This is a genomic window from Caballeronia sp. LjRoot31, assembly GCF_964253885.1.
GTDB lineage: Bacteria > Pseudomonadota > Gammaproteobacteria > Burkholderiales > Burkholderiaceae > Caballeronia.
Genome location: NZ_CAXURX020000003.1, coordinates 441,500 through 460,464, shown reverse-complemented (window position 1 = coordinate 460,464; position 18,965 = coordinate 441,500). Strand labels below are relative to the sequence as shown.

Annotated in this window: 17 protein-coding genes and 1 pseudogene; 4 read left to right on the top strand and 14 right to left on the bottom strand. The window is 61.2% G+C overall.

The window, feature by feature from the left end; genetic code table 11:
• Window positions 1–90 precede the first annotated feature (90 nt).
• Window positions 91–825, top strand: coding sequence for a TetR/AcrR family transcriptional regulator (locus tag ACSQ8V_RS30835; RefSeq protein ID WP_213765237.1), 735 nt, complete (start codon window positions 91–93; stop codon window positions 823–825).
• Window positions 826–926: 101 nt separating this feature from the next.
• On the opposite strand, the gene ACSQ8V_RS30830 is transcribed toward ACSQ8V_RS30835, so the two are convergent.
• From ACSQ8V_RS30830 to ACSQ8V_RS30820, 3 genes are all read right to left on the bottom strand, one after another.
• The gene (locus ACSQ8V_RS30830; protein WP_213765236.1) at window positions 927–1,529 is read right to left on the bottom strand and encodes an SRPBCC domain-containing protein; all 603 of its coding nucleotides are present in this window, start codon (window positions 1,527–1,529) and stop codon (window positions 927–929) included.
• A 373-nt stretch (window positions 1,530–1,902) separates the two neighbouring features.
• Window positions 1,903–2,772, bottom strand: coding sequence for a type 1 glutamine amidotransferase domain-containing protein (locus ACSQ8V_RS30825; protein ID WP_436208308.1), 870 nt, complete (start codon window positions 2,770–2,772; stop codon window positions 1,903–1,905).
• A gap of 115 nt (window positions 2,773–2,887) precedes the next feature.
• On the bottom strand, window positions 2,888–3,829 hold the full coding sequence (locus ACSQ8V_RS30820; protein WP_436208307.1) for an NmrA family NAD(P)-binding protein: 942 nt from the start codon (window positions 3,827–3,829) through the stop codon (window positions 2,888–2,890).
• A gap of 249 nt (window positions 3,830–4,078) precedes the next feature.
• On the opposite strand from ACSQ8V_RS30820, the gene ACSQ8V_RS30815 reads away from it, so the two are divergent.
• A complete protein-coding gene (locus ACSQ8V_RS30815; protein ID WP_436208306.1) occupies window positions 4,079–4,957 on the top strand; it encodes a LysR family transcriptional regulator in 879 nt (292 codons plus the stop codon).
• A 283-nt stretch (window positions 4,958–5,240) separates the two neighbouring features.
• On the opposite strand, the gene ACSQ8V_RS30810 is transcribed toward ACSQ8V_RS30815, so the two are convergent.
• The 8 genes from ACSQ8V_RS30810 to ACSQ8V_RS30775 form a co-directional block, all read right to left on the bottom strand.
• The gene (locus ACSQ8V_RS30810; protein WP_436208305.1) at window positions 5,241–6,425 is read right to left on the bottom strand and encodes a serine hydrolase domain-containing protein; all 1,185 of its coding nucleotides are present in this window, start codon (window positions 6,423–6,425) and stop codon (window positions 5,241–5,243) included.
• Between the two features lie 47 nt (window positions 6,426–6,472).
• Window positions 6,473–7,201, bottom strand: coding sequence for a glutamine ABC transporter ATP-binding protein GlnQ (gene glnQ / locus ACSQ8V_RS30805; RefSeq protein ID WP_436208304.1), 729 nt, complete (start codon window positions 7,199–7,201; stop codon window positions 6,473–6,475).
• Entirely contained in the window at window positions 7,198–7,854 is a 657-nt protein-coding gene (gene glnP / locus ACSQ8V_RS30800) for a glutamine ABC transporter permease GlnP (protein WP_436185507.1), read from the bottom strand. The genes glnQ and glnP overlap by 4 nt, the downstream gene beginning before the upstream one ends.
• Window positions 7,851–8,603 (bottom strand): transporter substrate-binding domain-containing protein, encoded by a 753-nt coding sequence (locus ACSQ8V_RS30795; RefSeq protein ID WP_436208303.1) that lies wholly within the window; start codon window positions 8,601–8,603, stop codon window positions 7,851–7,853. The genes glnP and ACSQ8V_RS30795 overlap by 4 nt, the downstream gene beginning before the upstream one ends.
• A gap of 82 nt (window positions 8,604–8,685) precedes the next feature.
• Window positions 8,686–9,204, bottom strand: coding sequence for a RidA family protein (locus ACSQ8V_RS30790; protein ID WP_436208302.1), 519 nt, complete (start codon window positions 9,202–9,204; stop codon window positions 8,686–8,688).
• On the bottom strand, window positions 9,201–10,100 hold the full coding sequence (locus ACSQ8V_RS30785; RefSeq protein WP_436208301.1) for a PhzF family phenazine biosynthesis protein: 900 nt from the start codon (window positions 10,098–10,100) through the stop codon (window positions 9,201–9,203). The genes ACSQ8V_RS30790 and ACSQ8V_RS30785 overlap by 4 nt, the downstream gene beginning before the upstream one ends.
• Before the next feature lie 87 nt (window positions 10,101–10,187).
• Entirely contained in the window at window positions 10,188–11,063 is an 876-nt protein-coding gene (locus ACSQ8V_RS30780; protein ID WP_436185504.1) for a helix-turn-helix domain-containing protein, read from the bottom strand.
• Window positions 11,064–11,428: 365 nt separating this feature from the next.
• Window positions 11,429–11,734: a hypothetical protein gene (locus tag ACSQ8V_RS30775; RefSeq protein WP_436208300.1), complete on the bottom strand. Its 306-nt coding sequence runs from the start codon at window positions 11,732–11,734 to the stop codon at window positions 11,429–11,431.
• A 209-nt stretch (window positions 11,735–11,943) separates the two neighbouring features.
• Between ACSQ8V_RS30775 and dppD the strand changes: the two are divergent.
• Window positions 11,944–12,282, top strand: a pseudogene (gene dppD, locus ACSQ8V_RS30770) (dipeptide ABC transporter ATP-binding protein DppD); the annotation flags it as partial.
• A 156-nt stretch (window positions 12,283–12,438) separates the two neighbouring features.
• On the opposite strand, the gene ACSQ8V_RS30765 reads toward dppD, so the two are convergent.
• Together ACSQ8V_RS30765 and ACSQ8V_RS30760 are read right to left on the bottom strand one after the other, a co-directional pair.
• Entirely contained in the window at window positions 12,439–13,185 is a 747-nt protein-coding gene (locus tag ACSQ8V_RS30765; RefSeq protein WP_436208299.1) for an SDR family oxidoreductase, read from the bottom strand.
• Between the two features lie 69 nt (window positions 13,186–13,254).
• Window positions 13,255–14,466 (bottom strand): MFS transporter, encoded by a 1,212-nt coding sequence (locus tag ACSQ8V_RS30760; protein ID WP_436208298.1) that lies wholly within the window; start codon window positions 14,464–14,466, stop codon window positions 13,255–13,257.
• A 139-nt stretch (window positions 14,467–14,605) separates the two neighbouring features.
• Between ACSQ8V_RS30760 and gcvA the strand changes: the two genes are divergently transcribed.
• A complete protein-coding gene (gcvA, locus tag ACSQ8V_RS30755; RefSeq protein WP_436208297.1) occupies window positions 14,606–15,559 on the top strand; it encodes a transcriptional regulator GcvA in 954 nt (317 codons plus the stop codon).
• A 139-nt stretch (window positions 15,560–15,698) separates the two neighbouring features.
• Here the strand turns inward: gcvA and ACSQ8V_RS30750 are convergent, their stop codons facing one another.
• On the bottom strand, window positions 15,699–18,383 hold the full coding sequence (locus tag ACSQ8V_RS30750) for a TonB-dependent receptor domain-containing protein (RefSeq protein ID WP_436208296.1): 2,685 nt from the start codon (window positions 18,381–18,383) through the stop codon (window positions 15,699–15,701).
• Window positions 18,384–18,965: the final 582 nt, after the last annotated feature.

Sequence of the window (18,965 nt, the reverse complement as noted above, 5' to 3'; positions counted from 1 at the left end):
ATGTTTCCAGTGGAAAGATTTTGACTTCATCGTCCCGCGAGGTCAAGATATCTTTTCATTGTAAAAATCTATCGGAGCAGATTCATCGTTATGAGTGAAGCGTCAGCACACCGCAAGACGCCGGCGCGAACGCCGGCGGAAACACCGCCGATCAGCCCGGCGCGCGACAAGCCTTACCACCACGGCGCGCTGCCCGAAGCGCTGTTGCAGGCCGCGGAGTCGGTGTTGCGGCGAGACGGGCTGCGCGGTCTGACACTGAGGGCGATTGCGCGCGAGGCCGGGGTGTCACACACTGCGCCGCAACACCACTTCGGCGACATAGCGGGCGTGCTGAGCGAACTGGCTGCGACCGGTCACCGGCGGCTGGCCGCGACGATGGCCCAGCACGCAACGGGTATTGAACGCGGCAAGGCGCGACGCAAGGCGATCGCGCGCGGCTACGTGAGCTTCGCGGTGAACGACCCTGATCTGTTCCGGCTCATGTCGCGCAACGAACTGCTCGATCAGGCGCGGCCGTCGCTGATCGAGGGGCGGCAGGTTTCGATGCGTGGCCTTGCCGGCGTCTTCGGCGACGATCCGGAGCAAACGCAGGGCGAAGCAAAGGTGACGGTGCGGCCGGACGCGACGCAGGCTGTCGCAATGACCGCCGCATGGGCTTATGTCCACGGACTAGCGTTGTTGCTGATTGACGGACGCCTCTCGGGCCTCGCCAAGGCGGCTGAAGGCGTAAGTGACGCCGAACAACTCGTCGATGCCGCGATCGAGCACTTGCAGATTGTCCCTGATAGTGACGACCCGGCTCGCAACACACACGACTACGGCTGACTTGCGACCATCAATGCGCGCTCGAGTCAGCCGTCGCCAGAGCATAGGTGGGCACTGCGCTGACCGAGTTCGTCGATGCGCAGGTGTCACGACAATACCCCTCAGCCTTCCGATAGTTTTTTCAGCCGCGTGATCCACAATTCGTGGCCCCGGTGCAGCACGGCAGGGTCCGACTTGCGTCCGGCTACCGCTGCGGGTCCCTTGGTTGCCTCTTCCGTTACGACGTGGCAAGACCCGTGCGAGGGGGTGAGCAGCCACGTGTGGTATGCGGTGACGTCCGGGCCTTTACCGAACCACCCGAGGCGTGTTTCAGGAGAATATTCGGCAACCGTACTATCGATATGTACCCCGAATGTTTTCCAGCCGAATTGCGTACTGGCTCGCAGGACTGACCCGCCACCGGAGATTCGTACGTCATGAGAATTCGGATACCACTGCGGCCAACGTCGGGCACGGACGATGTGATTCCATACCGTCTGGCACGGCGCATCGATCATGATCTCGTTGTGCGAGAAAAGGTCAGCTTGTTCGGGGCCCAACGAAGTGGGCCAGTGGATTTTATTCGAGCGGCTGGCTAGGTCAGTATCAACCTGATCGGCGAACGCGGACTGGGATGTTGCCAGTGCCATGACGCCCAGGCACAGAAAAGCTGCCAGGATAACCGCGAGTATGCGAGGGCGGCGCCAGCCGTTGTAATTGTTCACGGAACCGCCTTCGCGACATGCTGAAAAATTTATTAAGGATTGCATTTTAATACTCCATATCCACCAGGAAGGTATCAAAACCGGCCCGTAGATAATTGACAATAGGCTGGCAAGTGTTTAACGCTTGGCTTGATCGTCAGGTGAATGAACATTTCATTCGAACCAAACGCTGAGCCCGGGAGCGCAGTGCCCGGCAGTCAGAAGCGACCGGGGAGTTGCTTGGTTACCACACCAGGAAGTCCCGCGCAGATGCTTTGCTGGCACGATCTGCAGCATGAGAAATAGCCGTGATCTCGTTGATCTCGTCGTTACCCGGCCGCGTTCGAGGTCGAACAACTTGTATCGAGGGGGGCAGACGCGCCTGTGTCGACCGCTACTTCCAAGCCGACAGGGTTTGCAGAGTGAGATCCGCCAAGGCAGCATCGGATGCCGGATTCTGTCCGGTGATCAGTTCCCGGTCTTGCACGACATTCGATTTCCATCCCGCTACGGTCGACACCTTGCCTCCCGCGGTTTCCAGTCCTTGCTGCGGCGTGAATAGAGGATCTGCATGAAAGACGTTCTTCGCCGCGATGGATTCTTCTTCGTCGCTGAAAACCGTCATCCTGTAACCTCGATACGGCCATTTTGCGGCCAGGCTGCGAGCTTGGTCGACATTGCCAGCCTGCAACGCTGCCTGGTTCGAAGCGGGGTCGCGGGTCGCGGACAGTAGCGCGACCGGACCGTGGCAAAGGAGCACCGTCGTGCGGTGATGCGCATGAAAATACCGGAGGATGGAACCCAGATCGTCGTTTGCCATGAGATCGATCATCGGCGCGGGACCGCCCGGGACGAAGATCGCTTTGTACTGGCTCAGGTCCTGATGAGCGACCTCGTTCAAGGTGAGCGGATGGGCGAGCCCGGTCAGCGTGCCCTGGAATCGCTGGGCCGATTCGAGCGCGTTCTTGCTTCCACCAAAGTAATCTGTGGTGACGGACGACTGGTCCACTGCCGGGACGTTACCTTTGGGATTGGCGAAGACAAGTTCGTATCCGGCCTCAGCGAACTTTTGAGCCGGTACGGTAAGTTCGTTGAGGTAATACCCGGTCTCGAACGTCTTGCCATCTTTCAGCGGCAGTACCTGCTCGCTTGAAAGTACGATAAGAATCTTTCCCTTCGACTGCTGGGCGAGCAGCGGAGAGGACACGAATGAAGCTATCAGGGCTGCAAGGGCAGCACTAATCAAGCGTTTGCCGATTGTCATCTGAAATCCTTGTGTAAATCGATGTCGCGACACCCGCGCGAAAGGAACCGGGACGGAATCCGCATGGCGCAGCAGGCGTGGCGTACAGGCATACGGCCGACGTTGCGTATCGTGTTCATGCGCTGGACTTACTGATCATTCCGGCGAGCGCAGTTTCGAGCGAGGTGCCCCCGCGCGTGGTTTCGGTAGCAGGGCGTTCAAAGACAATCCAGCCAGTGTTGAAACCATTTAGCATCTCGGCCATCGCGTCGGCCGATCGGGAAGTGAGTCCCCAGGAGCGATAGGTCGAAAGCCATTGCGTCTCGGGCTGTACCTGGGCTGTTACCGGTCTTCCAAGGACCGTCGCCAAAGCGGCAGCGATGTCATGAGGAGAGTATCGTCGCGGGCCCTCGAGTTCGACGATGCGTTGCCCCCGCCAGTCGGCCTGCAGAACAGCGGCGACAGTTGTACCGATATCGGCGGTGGCAATCATCGGCACCTCGCGGTCGAGCGGGTTGAGCATGCTCGGCAGCACGCCGGTCTCGCGCACGGAGGTGATCAATCCAGCGTAGTTCTCCATGAACCATCCCGCCCGGATCGAGGTGACGGCGGGCAAGTCGGCGAAGGCGCGCTCCATGTGGTGCAGCTTTAAAATTGCGCCGGTGCCGTGGGAATGTTGAGCCCCAATTGAAGAAAGCAGCACGACCTTCGTGGGGGATACCGCACGCAGGGCTTCGTTCAATGCCTTCAGTGCAGCGGTGTTTTCTGCGAACATGTCTTTGGACTCGAACCAGGTCGGCGTCATGATGAAGATGCCGTCCACGCCGTCAAAAGCGGTTTTCAACGCATCGCCGTCGTAGGGGTTTCCTACGACGACCTGCGCTCCTCGCGCGCGCCACGCTGCCGCCTTTTCCTCGCGGCGAACGATGGCTCGAACTTCGCTTCCATCGGCGAGCAGCTTGGTCGCTGCCGTTGTGCCGACATTCCCGGTAATTCCCATGATTGTGTAAACGGCCATGAATCCATCCTTTGTCTTTAACCTGCCGCCGCCCGTGTGGCGGTGCTTGATGGACTGCATTTAATGACTTTGACGGCTTGAGATAAAGAGGGCTCTGGTTCAAGGACTATCCGCTCTCGCTTGATAATCGCTTAAGATTGGCCGTTCCAGAGTGTCGCCACCGTGTCTGGTCGGGAGCAGCCGTTGAATGCGAGAGGGCCGGGTGCGCAATGTTGAAGGAACGAACACGGCGACTATTGACGGTTAATTTAACTTCCAGACTGGGTAAAATGGCACTATGGATTGAGGCTTATCAAGCAGAGGTTGTTAATGGATCGTCTGACGGGTATGGAAGTCTTTGTGCGGGTCGTTGATAAGGGGGGATTTACCGCAGCGGCTGAAGCAAGTGGCATGTCGACGACGATGGTCAGCAACCACATCCAGGAACTGGAGCGACGGCTCGGCGCACGGCTGCTGAATCGCACGACACGGCGTCACAGCTTGACCGAGATAGGCAAGGCGTTTTATGACCAATGCATAGATATCCTTACTAGAATAGATGGTGCGGAAACGGAAGCTCGTGAAATGCGCTCAGAGCCGCGAGGTCGCTTGCGCGTAAGCGCACCTGTGTCCCTGGGATCTCATCTGCTTTTGCCTTTGCTCGCGGACTACTTCAAGGCGTATCCACGGGTGGAAGTCGAACTGATGCTGAACGACAGGCTGGTCGATCTGGCGGATGAAGGATTCGATGCCGTGTTTCGCTTCGGCAAACTTGGCGATGTAGGATTGGTTGCACGGCCACTGCGGGGCCTCGGCCGGATCGTTTGCGCGTCCCCTGCCTATCTCGCCGAACAGGGCACGCCACGTAGTCCAGAGGAATTAGCCTCGCACAATTGTCTCTGCTTCCACTACATCCAGCCAGAGCGTGAATGGCGCTTCGACAAGCCCAAGGGCTGCACTATCTCGGTGTCGGGGCAACTGACGGTAAATAACGGTCCGGCGCTCCTGATGGCCGCTCTGGGCGGCATTGGCATTGTCATGCTGCCGGACTTCCTCGTGGCGAACGACATAGCGTCAGGCAGATTAATCCAGCTGTTCCCGGAAGAGGACTTTTCGAGAGCGCCACTGCAACTGGTTTATCTTCCAGATCGTTACATGACACCCAAGCTGCGAAGCTTCGTCGACTTTGTCGTGGAACACCTTGCTTGAGTGGACCCGGGCTAGGGCGAGCCGAGCGCCGGGTCGGTAAGACGTCGATCATCGCGTCGATGCCAGTGACTTGGCTGGCCTCGGACACTGTCATGCCAGGGCTCGTCATGGCTAACTCCGATCCGTCCAGCGGAACGATGTGTCGGCTCTATGCTGGCGATCCAAGGTGCCTGGCGAGCGAGGTGTGTACTGATGCGACAACAGACGCTCCCGCTTCTGCCCCCAATTTGCTTACTTGCCCGTACTCGCTGTGCTCGCCGACACGACAGCCTGTGCCGCGGCCTCACTTCATCGCCGCGATCACTTCGAACAAGGCGAGGTTCAGCAGCTTGACATCGTTATTGGCCGGTTCCGGTTGTGACGAGAACTTGGCGATCACCGTCTCCCGTGACGGGTCGACGTATAGCCACTGGCCATGGATGCCGATCGCGAAGCAGGCTCCGCTGGCGTTGCCAACCTGATACCACTTGTTGCGGTACTTGCCGTTCGGCAGCCAGGCTGAGAAGGTTCCCTGTCGCCATGCCTCGGTGCTCCCGCCCGAGAGCGTATCTTTCATCCAGTCCGCCGGTATCAGCCTGCGCTCGCCGACAGTACCGCCGAGGCGCACCAACTCGCCGATTCTCGCCAGATCGCGCACCGTCATGCACAGGCCGCCGCCCGAGCGCGCGGTGCCGGCGAGGTCCACCGTCACGCAGCCGTCCTGTCGTAACCCCAGTGGCTGCCACAGACGCTTGGCTGCGAAATCCGCGTAGCGTTCGCCCGAGGCACGCTCGATCACGAGGCCGAGCACGTCCGAGTTGGGGGAGCAATAATGGAAAGGACCGCCGTGCTCCCCCGCACCTTTGGGCAGCGAAGCGAGGAAGCCGATCACCGTCTCCGGTTGCTCACCGTCTCGCCGTGGATCCAGCAGGCCTGCCCGGCGGTAGCGCGCAAAGACCCCATTCGGATCGAGATAGTCTTCGTTGAACGCGAGGCTGGTGCGCATATCCAGTACGTGCCTTACGCGGGCGTCGCCGAACGCTGAATGCGCGAGCTCCGGCACGTAATGCGCGACCGGGGCTTCAGGGTCCAGAAGTCCGTCGCCGACGAGCACACCGGCGAGCAGGCCCGCGACTGACTTGCTGGCCGAAAACAGGATGTGCTGGCTCTGCAGGGTAAAGTGCGGCGCGTGAAAATCAGCGACGAAACGCCCGGCTCGCATCACCGTGATGGCATCGGTCGAGGTCTGCCGCAGAATCGCCGCTACCGTGCGGCGTTCGCCGTCGAGCACGAATTCATGTTCGGTCAGCGCGCCGGCATCGACCTTGGGTTCTTCGGGAAGACCGGGCGTGGCCGGGATTCGCGCCGTCGGGATCAACTCGTGGACATGGCGAAAGGCCCACACATTCCAGGGCGCCTCGCGCCAGTTGCCGTGCCGGACGCTGTCCCTGCGAAAGCCGTAGTCGCTTTCGAAATGTGAAGAGATCATCTTGGCTGCATATTCCTATGGCGTGCGGTCGTGAAAAAGCGAGGGGATCAATGAACGTGCTGCAGGAACTCGCGGAAGCGTTCTCCCGGCGGCGCCGACAGCATCTCGACGGGATTGCCGTCGTGCACCACGCGGCCGGCTTCCATGAAGAGCAGGCGGGAACCGACGCGTTGCGCAAAGCCCATTTCGTGAGTGACGACGACCATCGTCATGCCCTCGCTGGCGAGCGTCTGCATGACCTTGAGGACTTCCTGGCGCAATTCCGGATCGAGCGCCGAAGTCGGCTCGTCGAACAGCATCAGCTTGGGCTGGACGGCGAGTGCCCGCGCAATTGCGACGCGTTGCTGCTGACCGCCGGAAAGCTGCGACGGATAGTGATGCATCCGCTCGGACAGACCGACTTTCTGCAGAAGCGCGGTGGCGATCTCGCGCGCTTCCGCCCGCGTTTGGCCGCGCGCCCGGATCGGTCCGAACATGACGTTCTGCATCGCCGTCAGGTTCGGAAAGAGATTGAACTGCTGGAACACCATACCGGCTTCGAGCCTGATGCGCCTGACGTCGCGCGCTGAACCCACCACGCTGATGTCGTCGACGCGCAGGTCGCCGTCGCTGATTTTTTCGAGTCCGTTGATGCAGCGGAGCATCGTCGACTTGCCAGACCCGGACGGCCCGACGATAACCGCGACTTCTCCCCGTTCGATCGCGAGGTCGAGCGGATGCAGAACGACGTGGGAGCCGAAGCGCTTCGAGGCTTGCTGAAATTCGATCATGCTCATGGCAGGCGTACTCTCCGTTCGAGCACTCGCAGGCCCAGCGCGAGCATGCTGATCACGAGCAGGTAGATGACCGCCACCGCGGTCCAGATCTCGACCGCCCGAAAATTCTCGGCCATGATTTCCTGCCCTCGCCGGGTCAGTTCGCCGACGCCGATGACGAGAAAGATCGACGTGTCCTTGACCAGGTTGACGAACTGGTTGCCCATCGCCGGCAGCGCGCGCCGAAAGGCGATGGGGGTGATGACGTGAGCCAGCACGCTGTGAAACGGAAGCCCCATCGCGAGACCGGCCTCGCGCAGTCCGGCCGGCACGCCGTCGAGCGCGCCGCGGATGATCTCCGCGTTGTACGCGCCCGCGTTGACGATCAGGGTGATGATGGCGGCGCTGGTCGCACTGATACGGATATCCATCATGATCGGCAGTGCGAAGTAGACGAACATCACCTGGACCACGATCGGCGTGCCGCGAATCAAGGCAACGTAGATCTGGGCCGGGACGACGGCTAGCCGGCCGCCGTAGGTCAGCGCCACGCCCGCGAGCATGCCGAGCACGACGCCCCCGGCCAGCCCGGCCAGCGCGATCAGGAGGGTGAGCCGAAGGCCTTGCAGCAGGTCCGGCAGCGCGGCAATGACCGCCGCCCAGTCAAAGCTCATGACGACGCCTCGCCGAACCATTTCCGGTTGAGCGCCTGGAGCCGTCCGTCGGCCTTCATGGCGGCGAGCTGACGGTTGGCCGCGGCGACCAGCGGGCTGCCTTTCTGGAAGCCGATGCCGACGTCGAGGCCCTCCAGAGCCGGCAGCACGACCCTTACCTTGTTCTTGCCGGCGTTGTTGGCGTAGTAGAGCAACAGGGGTTTGTCGTAGATGACTGCGTCGGTGCGGCCGGCCTCCAGCGCAAGCAGCGCGTTGTTGATGCTGGGCAACTGCTCGAGCGTCGCGTCCTTGATGTGCTCCTTGACGTAGCCGACCGCGAGCGTGCCCGTTTCGGTGCCGATGTGTTTGCCGGCAAGATCGGCCGGCGTGTGGATGGTGTCATTGTCGATGCGGGTCAGCGCGATCAGGCCGCTTTTATAGTACGGATCGGAAAAATCGATAACTTGCTGGCGCTCCGGCTTGATGAATAGCTGAGACACGATTACGTCGATGTTGCGAGTCTGAAGCGCCGGGATCAGCGCGCCGAACTCCATCGGTTGCAGGCGCCATCGGCGGTTCAGCCCCTTCGCGATCTCGTTCCAGACTTCGACGTCGAAGCCGGTATAGGTGTCGCCCTGCTTGAACGCGAACGGCGGCGCGCCTACGTTGGAGCCGACGACCAGTTCGGCGTCGGCAGCCCGGACGGAACGGGACAGCAGGATGGCAGGCGCGGCTGCCAGGCTGAGTTGCAGCAGTTGACGGCGATTCATGGTTCTTCCTCCACGGTAAGGGAATCGTGCCGGGCCTGGCGTTTCCACGGCGGTCCGGTGTTTGTTATGGCCTGGCGTTTCGTTATGGCCGGCGTAGATGCGGATGCCGGAGCGTTCCCGCGTCACCTGGACCAGACACAGGCGTCAACGCGACAGTGAGTTCGATTTCGAGCAGGCCGTTGCCCGGCAGGCTGGCAACGCCGAGTGCCGATCTCGCATGCCGGCCGTTTTCGCCGAAGATTTCGTGGAGCAGGGTCGAGGCTTCATCCATGACCTGGCTGTGGTTCACGAAGCCGGGCACGGCATTGACGAAGCCCCGCAGGAACAGGATGCGGTCGACCGCCGCCGTGACCGGCAGCGTCGCGACGAGCACGCTCAGGGCGCGCAGCACGCAGATCCGTGCCGCGTGCCGGATGAGCTCGGCTGGCGTATCGCGATCGACCGGTCCGGCGATGATCTCCTCGCCGACACGGCTGACCTGGCCGCTGATGTAAGCGATGTCACCGTGGATCACCGCACCGACGTAGGCGCCTCGGGACGACGGCGCAGGCGGCAGCGTCATGCCCAGTTGCGCCAGCCGACCGGCGATATCGATCGTCATGACAGGGCTCCGCCGTGCGCTTCGAAGCGAACCGGACCGCCCAGCCAGCAGCCGTCCGGGCGGCCGTGGTCGAGACTGAAGCGTATCGAGATCTGCGACGGGCGTTTCATCGCGCGTCCCTGGCGGATCGTGATGGTCCGCGCGGACGCTTCCACCATGCCGTTGGCGAGGAGACCGAAAGACAGCGCGGAGGCCGCGATCCCGGTGGCCGCGTCCTCCGGATAACCCGAGGCGCGCGGAAACTGCCGGGCGTCGAAGATTTGCCGGCCCGCGTCGAAGGTGGCATAGGGATAGAGGCCAGTCGAGCCGATCCGCTCGCACAGTGCCTCGATTTTCTCGAAGCGCGGCTGAAGGGTGTCGAGATCGGTGGTGCTGGCGAGCGGAATCAGCGTCTTGACCCGGCTTGTGCAGGCGTTCTGGATCGGCAGGGGCGCCAGTTGCGCGCCGCTGAGGCCGAGCACGTCGAGGATTTCGTCCCGGCCGAGTTGCGCCTCCTCCAATGGCTCGATACGGCCCACGGGCTGGGAAATCTCGACCGCGGCGCCCTCGGCCGTGTGTCCGGTGATGCGGATCCCGACCTGGCCGCTGAGGGTGTGGATGGTCAGCCGGTCGCGCTGCAATCGCCCGCTTTGATGGAGTAGCCAGACCGCGCCGACCGTGGCGTGTCCGCACATCGACATCTCGTGGTTAGGAACCCAGAAACGAAACTCGAAATCGCACTCGGAGCCGGGCGGCGCCGGGAAGACGAAGCCGCTTTCGTGGCCGTAGTGCCGGGCCACCTCCTGCATTTGCGCGTCGGACATGCCGGCGGCATCGACCACGATGGGCGCCGGGTTTCCGCCTCCGGGACCGGCGGCGAACACGCTGACGAGTTCGACTGTGTGGCGCTGGGGCATGACGGTATGAACCCCGCCGACCGGGGAGTGTGTTTCCATCCGGTCAGATTACGGGGATTGGCGGCGCGCCGCGCGCTCGAGCGGGCCCTAGCTTTTGACCGAACGGGCCATCCTCGTGCGCACGTCAGAGGGCGAATGGCCGCCGATGCGGCGCATTGCGCGCGCAAGGGCCGCGCCGCTTTCGAAGCCGACTCGGAACGCCACCTCGCCGACCGGCAGGTCCGTTTCGGCGAGCAGCCGGCAGGCATTCTCGTAACGCATTCGCTGCTGGAACTCGCCGATCGAGAGGCCGGTGCCTTCGCGGAACAGACGCGTAATGTGACGGCGGGAGATGCCGAAGCGTTCTTCCAGGGCGTCGAGCGGAATGTCCTGATCGGCATGGCGGGTCACGAAGGCTTCGAGGTCGGCAACCAGCGCCATGCCGTGCTCTCCCGGCGAAGCCCCCGGCACCGTCTTGCCGGCAATGACCTCGCCGATGCACTGCATCAGCAAGGCCGACGACAGTGCCTGGCGCATGGTTGGGCCGCCATAGGTCCCCATGTCGTTGCGCAGCGATAGTTCCTGTAGCGCACGGATCGAGGAGGTTCGGCGCATGAGGAGAGGGATGCGCGTGCGACGGCGGAATTCACCGAGTGAGCCGACCCCGGCATCGAGCTTACGCAGCGCGTCCTCGGTCACGTAGACAGCGACGTGCGTGTGTGTCGCGCATCCCGCCCGGGTCTGATGCGCCCGCCCCGGGGGCACGACTGCGAAGCGATCCTGCGACAGCCAGGTGCCCGCGCGCTGGTCTTCATGCCGAAGCTCGACGGCGCCGTGACTCGGCAGGATGAACATCAGGCAATCGTGCCAGTGCCACGGCATCGAGTAGGTGCCGCCGCCGGTGAGCGTCGCGTGCCCGTCGTCGGCCGCGACCAGCAGGTCCTTGTCGGCCGGCTGACAGAGTTGGTCGAACGATCGCAGCATGGCGGTACTCCCACGAGATATGAAACGGGTGTCATACCTCTCGCCGGCTTTGAGATTGATGCGCGTCGTGGAACGCGGTCGGGAAGGCGCCGGCCCGGCATGAAGAGGATGCGGCGAAGGATAGCAGCGCAAAATACTGCGGGGTATTGCCGTTTGTCATCTTCCGGATTCGAACACGGCGGCGGGCACCGCGAACCTCGCTTGGCAGCTTCGTGACCAAGCACGCTCTCGCGCGTGGCAAGCCGCTGGGGACAAACCTGCGCAACTACCGAATGTCGATGTCGCGGCACCGCGCTGGACGTGTCATGAACCGCACGATCGATTTATTCCAGACAAGGTGAGCCCGCCACACCGGCCAAGTACGATCATTTTGAGCGCAAAGCGCGTTGGCGCTTGAGCCAGACAAGACCGAACAATGCGACACTGATCGCGGTAAGGATAGCGCCCGCAACCATGCAAATGGGCGTGAGCGCGGGGAAGAAGTCTCCGCTTTTGTCACGCGTGAAAGCCCAGGCACCGGCATCAAGCATCAACCCGCAAAAGCCGGTGGCGACCGCCGGTTCGATGCCGTTAGACCCGGTCGGCAGTTTTCGAGGTAAATCAGGCACCGGCTCGCGTTTAAATGGGGTCGCGTCCTTGTGCTGCTCGTCAGTTGGTTGTTCTGCAGACATAGTGTTGGCGGCATTGAAAGGGTGTCAGTGTATAGCGGGAGCGTCATCTTCGAGCGTTTCGAGGCTGACACCAGCGCCTTCTGCCGGCAAAGCTCGTCGTTCCGAGGTGATTGGGATTGGAGCCGCGCTCGAATAGCCGTTTCGACGGTGGCCCGGATGGACGTCTTGACCGCTGTTTCGGCGAGGATTTATCTCTTGCAGGCAATGCACTGCTCGTCAGTTTGCAGAAGGGGAGCGGGGCATGGCGCTTGTACTGATTTCGCACGATTTGGCCATCGTGCCGGAAGCCGCTCGGCGTGTCGCGGTGATGTATGCGGGCGAGGTCATTGAAACCAATCGCGTGCCCGATATCTTCGCTGCGCTACATCATCGGTACACCGAAGCGTTTCTGGCGCCAATTCCCGAGCGCAGCGCAGGCGCGGCCGTCAGGCTGCGCGTTTCATCAGCGCTGTCCGTATGCCATCGGCCGCTGCCGAGCCGAAGAACCAAAGCTGCGGGTGGTGGATGGCCGCGAGCTCTCGTGTCATCGCGCTGAGGATATCGAATGAATTCAAACATCAGTTTCAGTCGGGAGCCAGACCATGAGTAGCGTTCTGTTTCGAAACGGATGCTCGCTGGTCCCCAGATCGAGTTCGAGCCGTGGTTCGCCTGGACCGGCCACGGCATCAGCACATGGCGATGCTGCTGCAGCAATGATGCCTTGTTCATTTCCCTCCATTAACATTAACAAAGCCGCCTGTCACGAACGACGCTTTGTCACTTAACAACCAGACGATGGCTTCAGCCACTTCCTCCGGCTGGCCGCCGCGGCCCATCGGGATGGTGCTCTTCAGGCGATCGACCCGCCCCGGCTCGCCGCCGCTGGCATGCATGTCGGTGTAGATATGGCCGGGACGCACGCCATTCACACGAATGCCGTCGCGCGCGACCTCCTTTGACAAGCCGATCGTCATTGTTTCCAGTGCGCCCTTGGTCGCGGCGTAATCGACGTATTCGTTGGGGGAGCCCATCTGGGCTGAGGAGGAAGATACATTGACGATGGCGCCGCCCGCCCCTCCGTGGCTCGTTGCCATCCGGCGAACCGCCTCTCGCGAACACAGGAATGGACCTATTGCATTCACCGCGAATATGCGTTGTAACCGGGCGTGTGAGTAATCCTCTACCCGGCTGTGGCGCTCGTTCATGGCCGCATTGTTGACCAGCCCAACGATAGGGCCTAAGTTGCGCTCCGCTGTTTCGAAGAGTGCGATCACGTCCTCCTCATTTGCGACATCCACGTGGACGGCGATCGCGCTGCCCCCCGCAGCCTTGATGTCGGCTACCACGCGCTCAGCAGCCTCCACGTCGGCTCGATAACCGACGCACACCGCAAAGCCGTGCCTGGCTGCAAGCTTCGCGGTCGCTGCGCCGATCCCGCGGCTCGCTCCGGTGATAACCAATGTATTTGCCATGGGTGGAGTATTTCCTTGTTGAATGGTTGTCATGCTGAGGATGTACCTGATAATTATCGCGGCCTGTGCTCACGGTCTTTCCTCGGGTGCCAGATGCGAGCGCAGTGCGATCGCCAGCGGAAAGATCGCCAACGCGGTCAGAGCCGTGGCAAAAGTAGCGCCGTGTACGCCGATCCGGTCGCCAAGAAAGCCATAGATGACCGGTGAGATCGCACCCGACGCTATCGTCCCCGTGTAAAACAACGCGAATGCGCGCTCAGTACGCTCGGGGGCCGCCATTTCCGGAACTGTTCCATAAAGCACGGAGGAGGTGCCGTTGAGCATCATGCCCAGGAGCGGCAGCAGCACCATGGTGAGCGCCAGTGGCAGAAACATCACGGCGACGATGCAGGCCGCTGTGCCGCCCTCGGTGACCAGCACCGTGCCTATCACTCCCATGCGTGCGCCAAGCCAGCCGCAAGCGAACTTGCCGGCCGCGCCACCGATAAAGACCAGCGCCAGCGCGGTCCCCACCATCGGCAGCGAGACGCCTTTTGCCTTGAGCAAGAACGGCAAGAAGGTGAGCAGCCCCATCCGCACGGCCGTATCGAGCACGCCAATCGCGAACAGAAGGGAAAAACCTGTTCCCACGGTGCTGCGACCGTGGCCGGGCGCATTTACGTCCACCGGTGCGTCGCGCGGTATTGACGGGAAAAATAACGCGATGACCGCGGCAATTACGCAGCCCAATGCAGACACAATCCACAACGCATGACGCCACGGCATCATGGTCACCAGCAGCGAAATGGCAGCGGGCAGTGCGGATTTGCCGAGGTCTCCGGAAAAATTGTAGATGCTTAGAGGTCCTCTGGCATTGCGCCCGTAGATACGAGAGACGGCGCCCGATGCGATCGGGTGTTGCGTGCTCGAACCGCTGCCCGAAATAGCCAAGGCCACGCACAGGCCGAGCAGGCCGCCTGACATCCCCGCGACCGCATAGCCGAGCGCAGCCAGCAAAGTACCGAGGGCCAGCGTGGCCCGGCTCCCCAGCCATTGCGCGAGGCGCCCGGCAGGCAGTTGAAGAGTGGCCATCGTGCCGGCATAGATACCGCGCAGGATAGCCAGGGCGGCAAAATCAAGACCGAAGTCGGCCTGCCAAACGGGTAACAACGCATAGATCATGTCTGTGTAGCCATCGTGCATCGCGTGCGCGACGCATGAAAGCCACAGCACGCGAGAGCGTGACGGGGCGACCGGATCGACCTGCTGTGCGGGCAATAGGGAAAGAAGTGGCAAGGGCATATAAATTCTCTTCTCACGAGGCAACCCGGAAAGGCAAGTCGCCGTGGCGCGTTCAGGCTCCATGTGGCAATTTTATGACCGGACAACGACGCAGTTCAATTGAGCTAATATCGCGTCAACGGAGAAAAAAAGTCACGTCATGAACAGAGACAGAGGCACTGAGAAGGACCGGGACAAGTTGCCGCCACTTAACGCGTTGCGCAATTTCGAAGCGGTAGCCCGTCACGGCAGCTTCGCCGGCGCCGCAACCGATTTGCATGTCACCCACTGGGCCGTCGGAAAGCAGATCAGGTTGCTGGAAGACTGGTTCGGCTTGCCGTTGTTCGAGCGCCGCCCGCGCGGCGTTGTGCTGACCGATGAAGGCGCTGCGCTGCTGAACGACGTGAGCAACGCGTTCGAGCGCCTGGGCGCCGCGGCGGCGCGACTGCGCCACGATGAATTTACGCGCCGGGTATCAGGCATCGTGCGTGTGAACGTGCCGGCGAGTTTCGCGCTGTGCTGGCTGTTGCCGCGTCTGGCCGACTTTCAGGCGCGTTACCCCGACATCGACGTGCGGGTGTCGACCACATCGCGCAAGTTGCGCTATGTCGGCGACGCCTTCGACATCGGGGTTCGCTCCGGACCCGAACAAGGTGCTGGCGTCGTGTCGCGCACGCTGATGGCCGACTTGCGTCTGCCCGCCTGCAGCCCTGCACTGCTGCGCCAGCATCCGATACAGGAAGTGACAGATCTTCGCCATCACACCCTGCTGCATTCCGCCAGTACGCGCACAGCCTGGGCGCACTGGCTTCAGGAAGCCGGTGCGCCCGACCTGCGGGCTGCCCGTCATGCCGAGTTCGACCACGTGAACCTCCAGCTTGCCGCAGCCGTGGAGGGTCTGGGTGTAACACTGGCATCGCTGCCGCTGATAGGGCGCGACCTTGCCGCGGGGCGCCTCGTGTGTCCGATTGCAGCGCCAACCTGGCGCGCCGCCGACTACGCGCTAGTGATCAATGCCGATCGCGCCGGCGATGACGCCGTCATGGCATTTGAGCAATGGATCACGATGATGGCCAGCCGGGAGGCCGTACCGTTCGAGCCTGCCCAGGGCTAAGCTGAAGAAGCCATGGGTTTCGCTCGTTCAAGCGTACTTGGGATTGCGGTTGAGCAAAAAGCAGGGGCATAAACGCACTGTCCGGGACACGAAAACCTTCGTGCCCCGGACAGATTCAAGCGCTATAAAAAGCTAGAGCTTATTTGAAGCGGTATGTAGCGCCGATCTGGAACGTGCGGCCAATTGCGCTGTACAGCGACGAGTCATAACCGCTCTGGTTCTGGCCTTCCGTCCATACGACGTCGAACGGCGGACGCTTGTCGAACACGTTGTTGATGCCGCCATAAACGGTCCAGTTCTTGAAGCCGCGATAGCTTGTGTACAAGTTAAACTGACTATACGAACCCACGCCGTACGAACCGCGGTCGTCGTTGGACGACGCAATCGTGTTCGCGTACGGACCCGTGTACTGCCACGAGAGCGTCGTGAGGAAGCGGCGATAGTCCCACGACAAGCTCGTGTTGCCCTTCCAGCGCGGATTCGATGCGCCGAACGGCTGGTTCAGAGCCAGGTTGTTGCCCGCGAGATCTTGCGTGTCGGCACCCGGCGAGCGCAGCTTGTAGTGCCACACGTATTGCCAGTCGCCGGCCAGCGTGAAGTTGCCGAACGCGGTGCCGAGCGTCTTGCGCCAGTTGAAGTCGAAGCCATCGGTATCGAGCGAGCCGAGGTTCACGAAAGGCATCTTGATATAGCCCAGCGACCCGTCCGGATTGCGCACCACGCTGGCCGGATTGTTCGCGTTGAGCAGCGCTTGCGGATCTGACGTGCCGATCACGCCGTCGATGGTGATCTTGTAGAAGCCGCCGCCGATATCCGTCGTGCTGTCCGGCGACAACGCGAAGCCAAGGTTGAAGTTCTTCGTGCGTTCCGGTTGCAGGTTCGGATTGCCGTTCGACAATTCGGTGGCCGCGATGTTAGCCGGACCACCCGGTGCGAACGGATCGTTCAGCGTCTGACGACCGATATACGACGCTTGCGAGTTTTCAACCAGCGTCGGCGCGCGGAAACCGCGGCTGTACGAAGCGAATCCCGTCAGTGCCTGAACCGGCTGGTATCGCAGCGCGAAGCTTGGGGAGAACGCGCCGCCGAAGTCGCTGTAGTGGTCGTAGCGTCCCGATTGCGTGAACGTCAGCGCGCGAAAGATCGGAATATCAACCTGATAGAACACGGCTGCCACGTTGCGCGAGCCGTCGACCGATTGGATGTTGGCCGGCGCCACAATGCCCAGGCTCGAATACGTGCGGGGATTGATCACCGAACTCTCGTGGCGGAACTCCGTACCCAGACCAAGACCTACGTTGCCTGTGGGCAGCGTGAACAGATTGCCCGTGGAAGCTTGTGCCGACACAGCATCGAGCTTCGAGATGGACAACTGGTAGTCGTTCTGGAACAGGCCGTTCAAACCGTTCGGCGTAGCGGACGGGTTGGCGAAGTTATACGTGCCGTTGTTCAGCACGTTCTGAATGCCTGCTACGTTGAGCGAGTTGAAGTACGTGCTGCTGACCGTGCTTTGCGAGTGGCCTGCATCGAGTTTCCAGTCCCAGTCGCCGAACTTCGGCGTGGTGAACGAGCCCTTCACGCCTGTCGATGCCTTCCAGTACGTCGATACCGCATCCACGCCGACCATTGAGGTCGGGAAGATGTAGCTGAGCGGGGTCGCAACGCCGAACGGGTTGTACGGGTTGGAAGCCGGCACGGTGCGGTTCAGTGGCAGGATCGAATTGGTCGTCGGATCCCATACGTTCGACGACGAGGTCATCCCGGTATAGCCGAGCGCCTGGACCGTTTCATTGCGGCTTGCCCACAAGTCGGCATAGGCCTGGATGTCGTCGGTGACCTGAACCGTGCCGCGCAGCTTGGCGTTAAGGCGTGTGGTGGCCGGCATGAGCGACAAGGCGTTAGCGGTGTTGATCACACAAGTGTTGCCCGTACGGTCAGTGGTTTGTCCCGGCAGGCAGGGAGTCAGGGGAACTTTGCCGCCCGGCGTGGTCCAGAACGATTGCTGGTTGGTCAGCGGCGCGGTCGGGCCGCCATCGCGGCCGGCGAAGGACTGATCGCTCGTGGCGTCGCGGTCGCCGAATTTCGAACCCGTGTCGCGGTACCAGCTCACCGCGCCCGTAATGTTGTAGCGGTCGGTGCCGAGATTGCCGAAGCCACCGAGCACGCTGAAGTTGCCTTGTCCGTCGCCCGGGTGTTGCGCCTTGCCGAGCTGTCCGTCGATCTGAAGACCTTGATACGTCTTCTTCGTAATGATGTTGACCACGCCCGCAATGGCGTCGGAGCCGTATTGCGACACGGCGCCCGACTTCACGACTTCAACGCGGTCGATGATGTTCAGCGGGATCGAGTTGACGTCGAAGAAGGTGTCGGTGAAGTTCACCGCGTTCGCGTAGTTGGCCACGCGCTGGCCGTCGACCAGCACCAGCGTGTATTTTTCGCTGAGGCCGCGCAGCGCGATGCCTGCGCCGCCAGGAGCGGTTGTGTTGGTGGTCGATTGTGACCAGCTGCTGCCTGAGTTGGCGGAAATGCCGCGCAGGAAATCGGCCACCGTCGTGTAGCCACTTTGTTCGATATCCTTAGTAGTTATCGTCTGGACTTCAGCCGTGCCGACCTTGTCCGAGGTGCGGATCAACGAGCCCGTGACTTCGACTTTCTCCAGCTTGGTCGCAGCGGCAGGCGCTCCGACCGTGGTGGTGCCCGTAGTACCTGCTGCTGTGCTCTGGTCGCTGCTTTGTGCGTACGCCATCGGAATAAACGCGGCGCTCAGCACGAGTTCGGCGCCAATAATGCCCTTGATCGCCGTTACCAATCTCTTCTGTTTCACGTGCTCTCCCTCTTGTCAGTGAGCATATTTGATCGAATGAACCATGTCGTTCCCGGCGGATTGCCCGAACGGTCACGCGATATCGCCGGCGTGTTGCTTCGCACTTCGTTTGAGGTCCGTCGCTGGTGCACGCCGGTGAGCATCGGCAGTCAAGGCGCAATCTAAATAGGTGTTGAATAACGCCGTTGATGAAGCGGCAGCATCAAGAGCACGAGTTGTGCCAATTTGCGCAAGAGATAATCGGTGAAGGCAGGATTTTGCTATTTAATTCTGCTGTAAGAAATTGAAATGATGCACTTTTTTGTTATTTTAAAAATTGTGCAAAATGATTATCACGTTCTTAACATTTCAATTCTATTACCACAAAATTACTGTTTCGTGTTGATGTATTGAAGATATTTTTATTACCGAGATTTATACTAATGGTGCATTAAATGCACCTAGAAAGGGAAAAGTAAGAATGTGTAGTGCATTGGGACGTGATGCGGAATAAATCGGCTAAATCTTGTTGCCGGTGCAGAGTATAAGCATAACCTATACGCTTATGTGATAGTGCCGTAGAAGGCCCACCCCTAAAGGGAT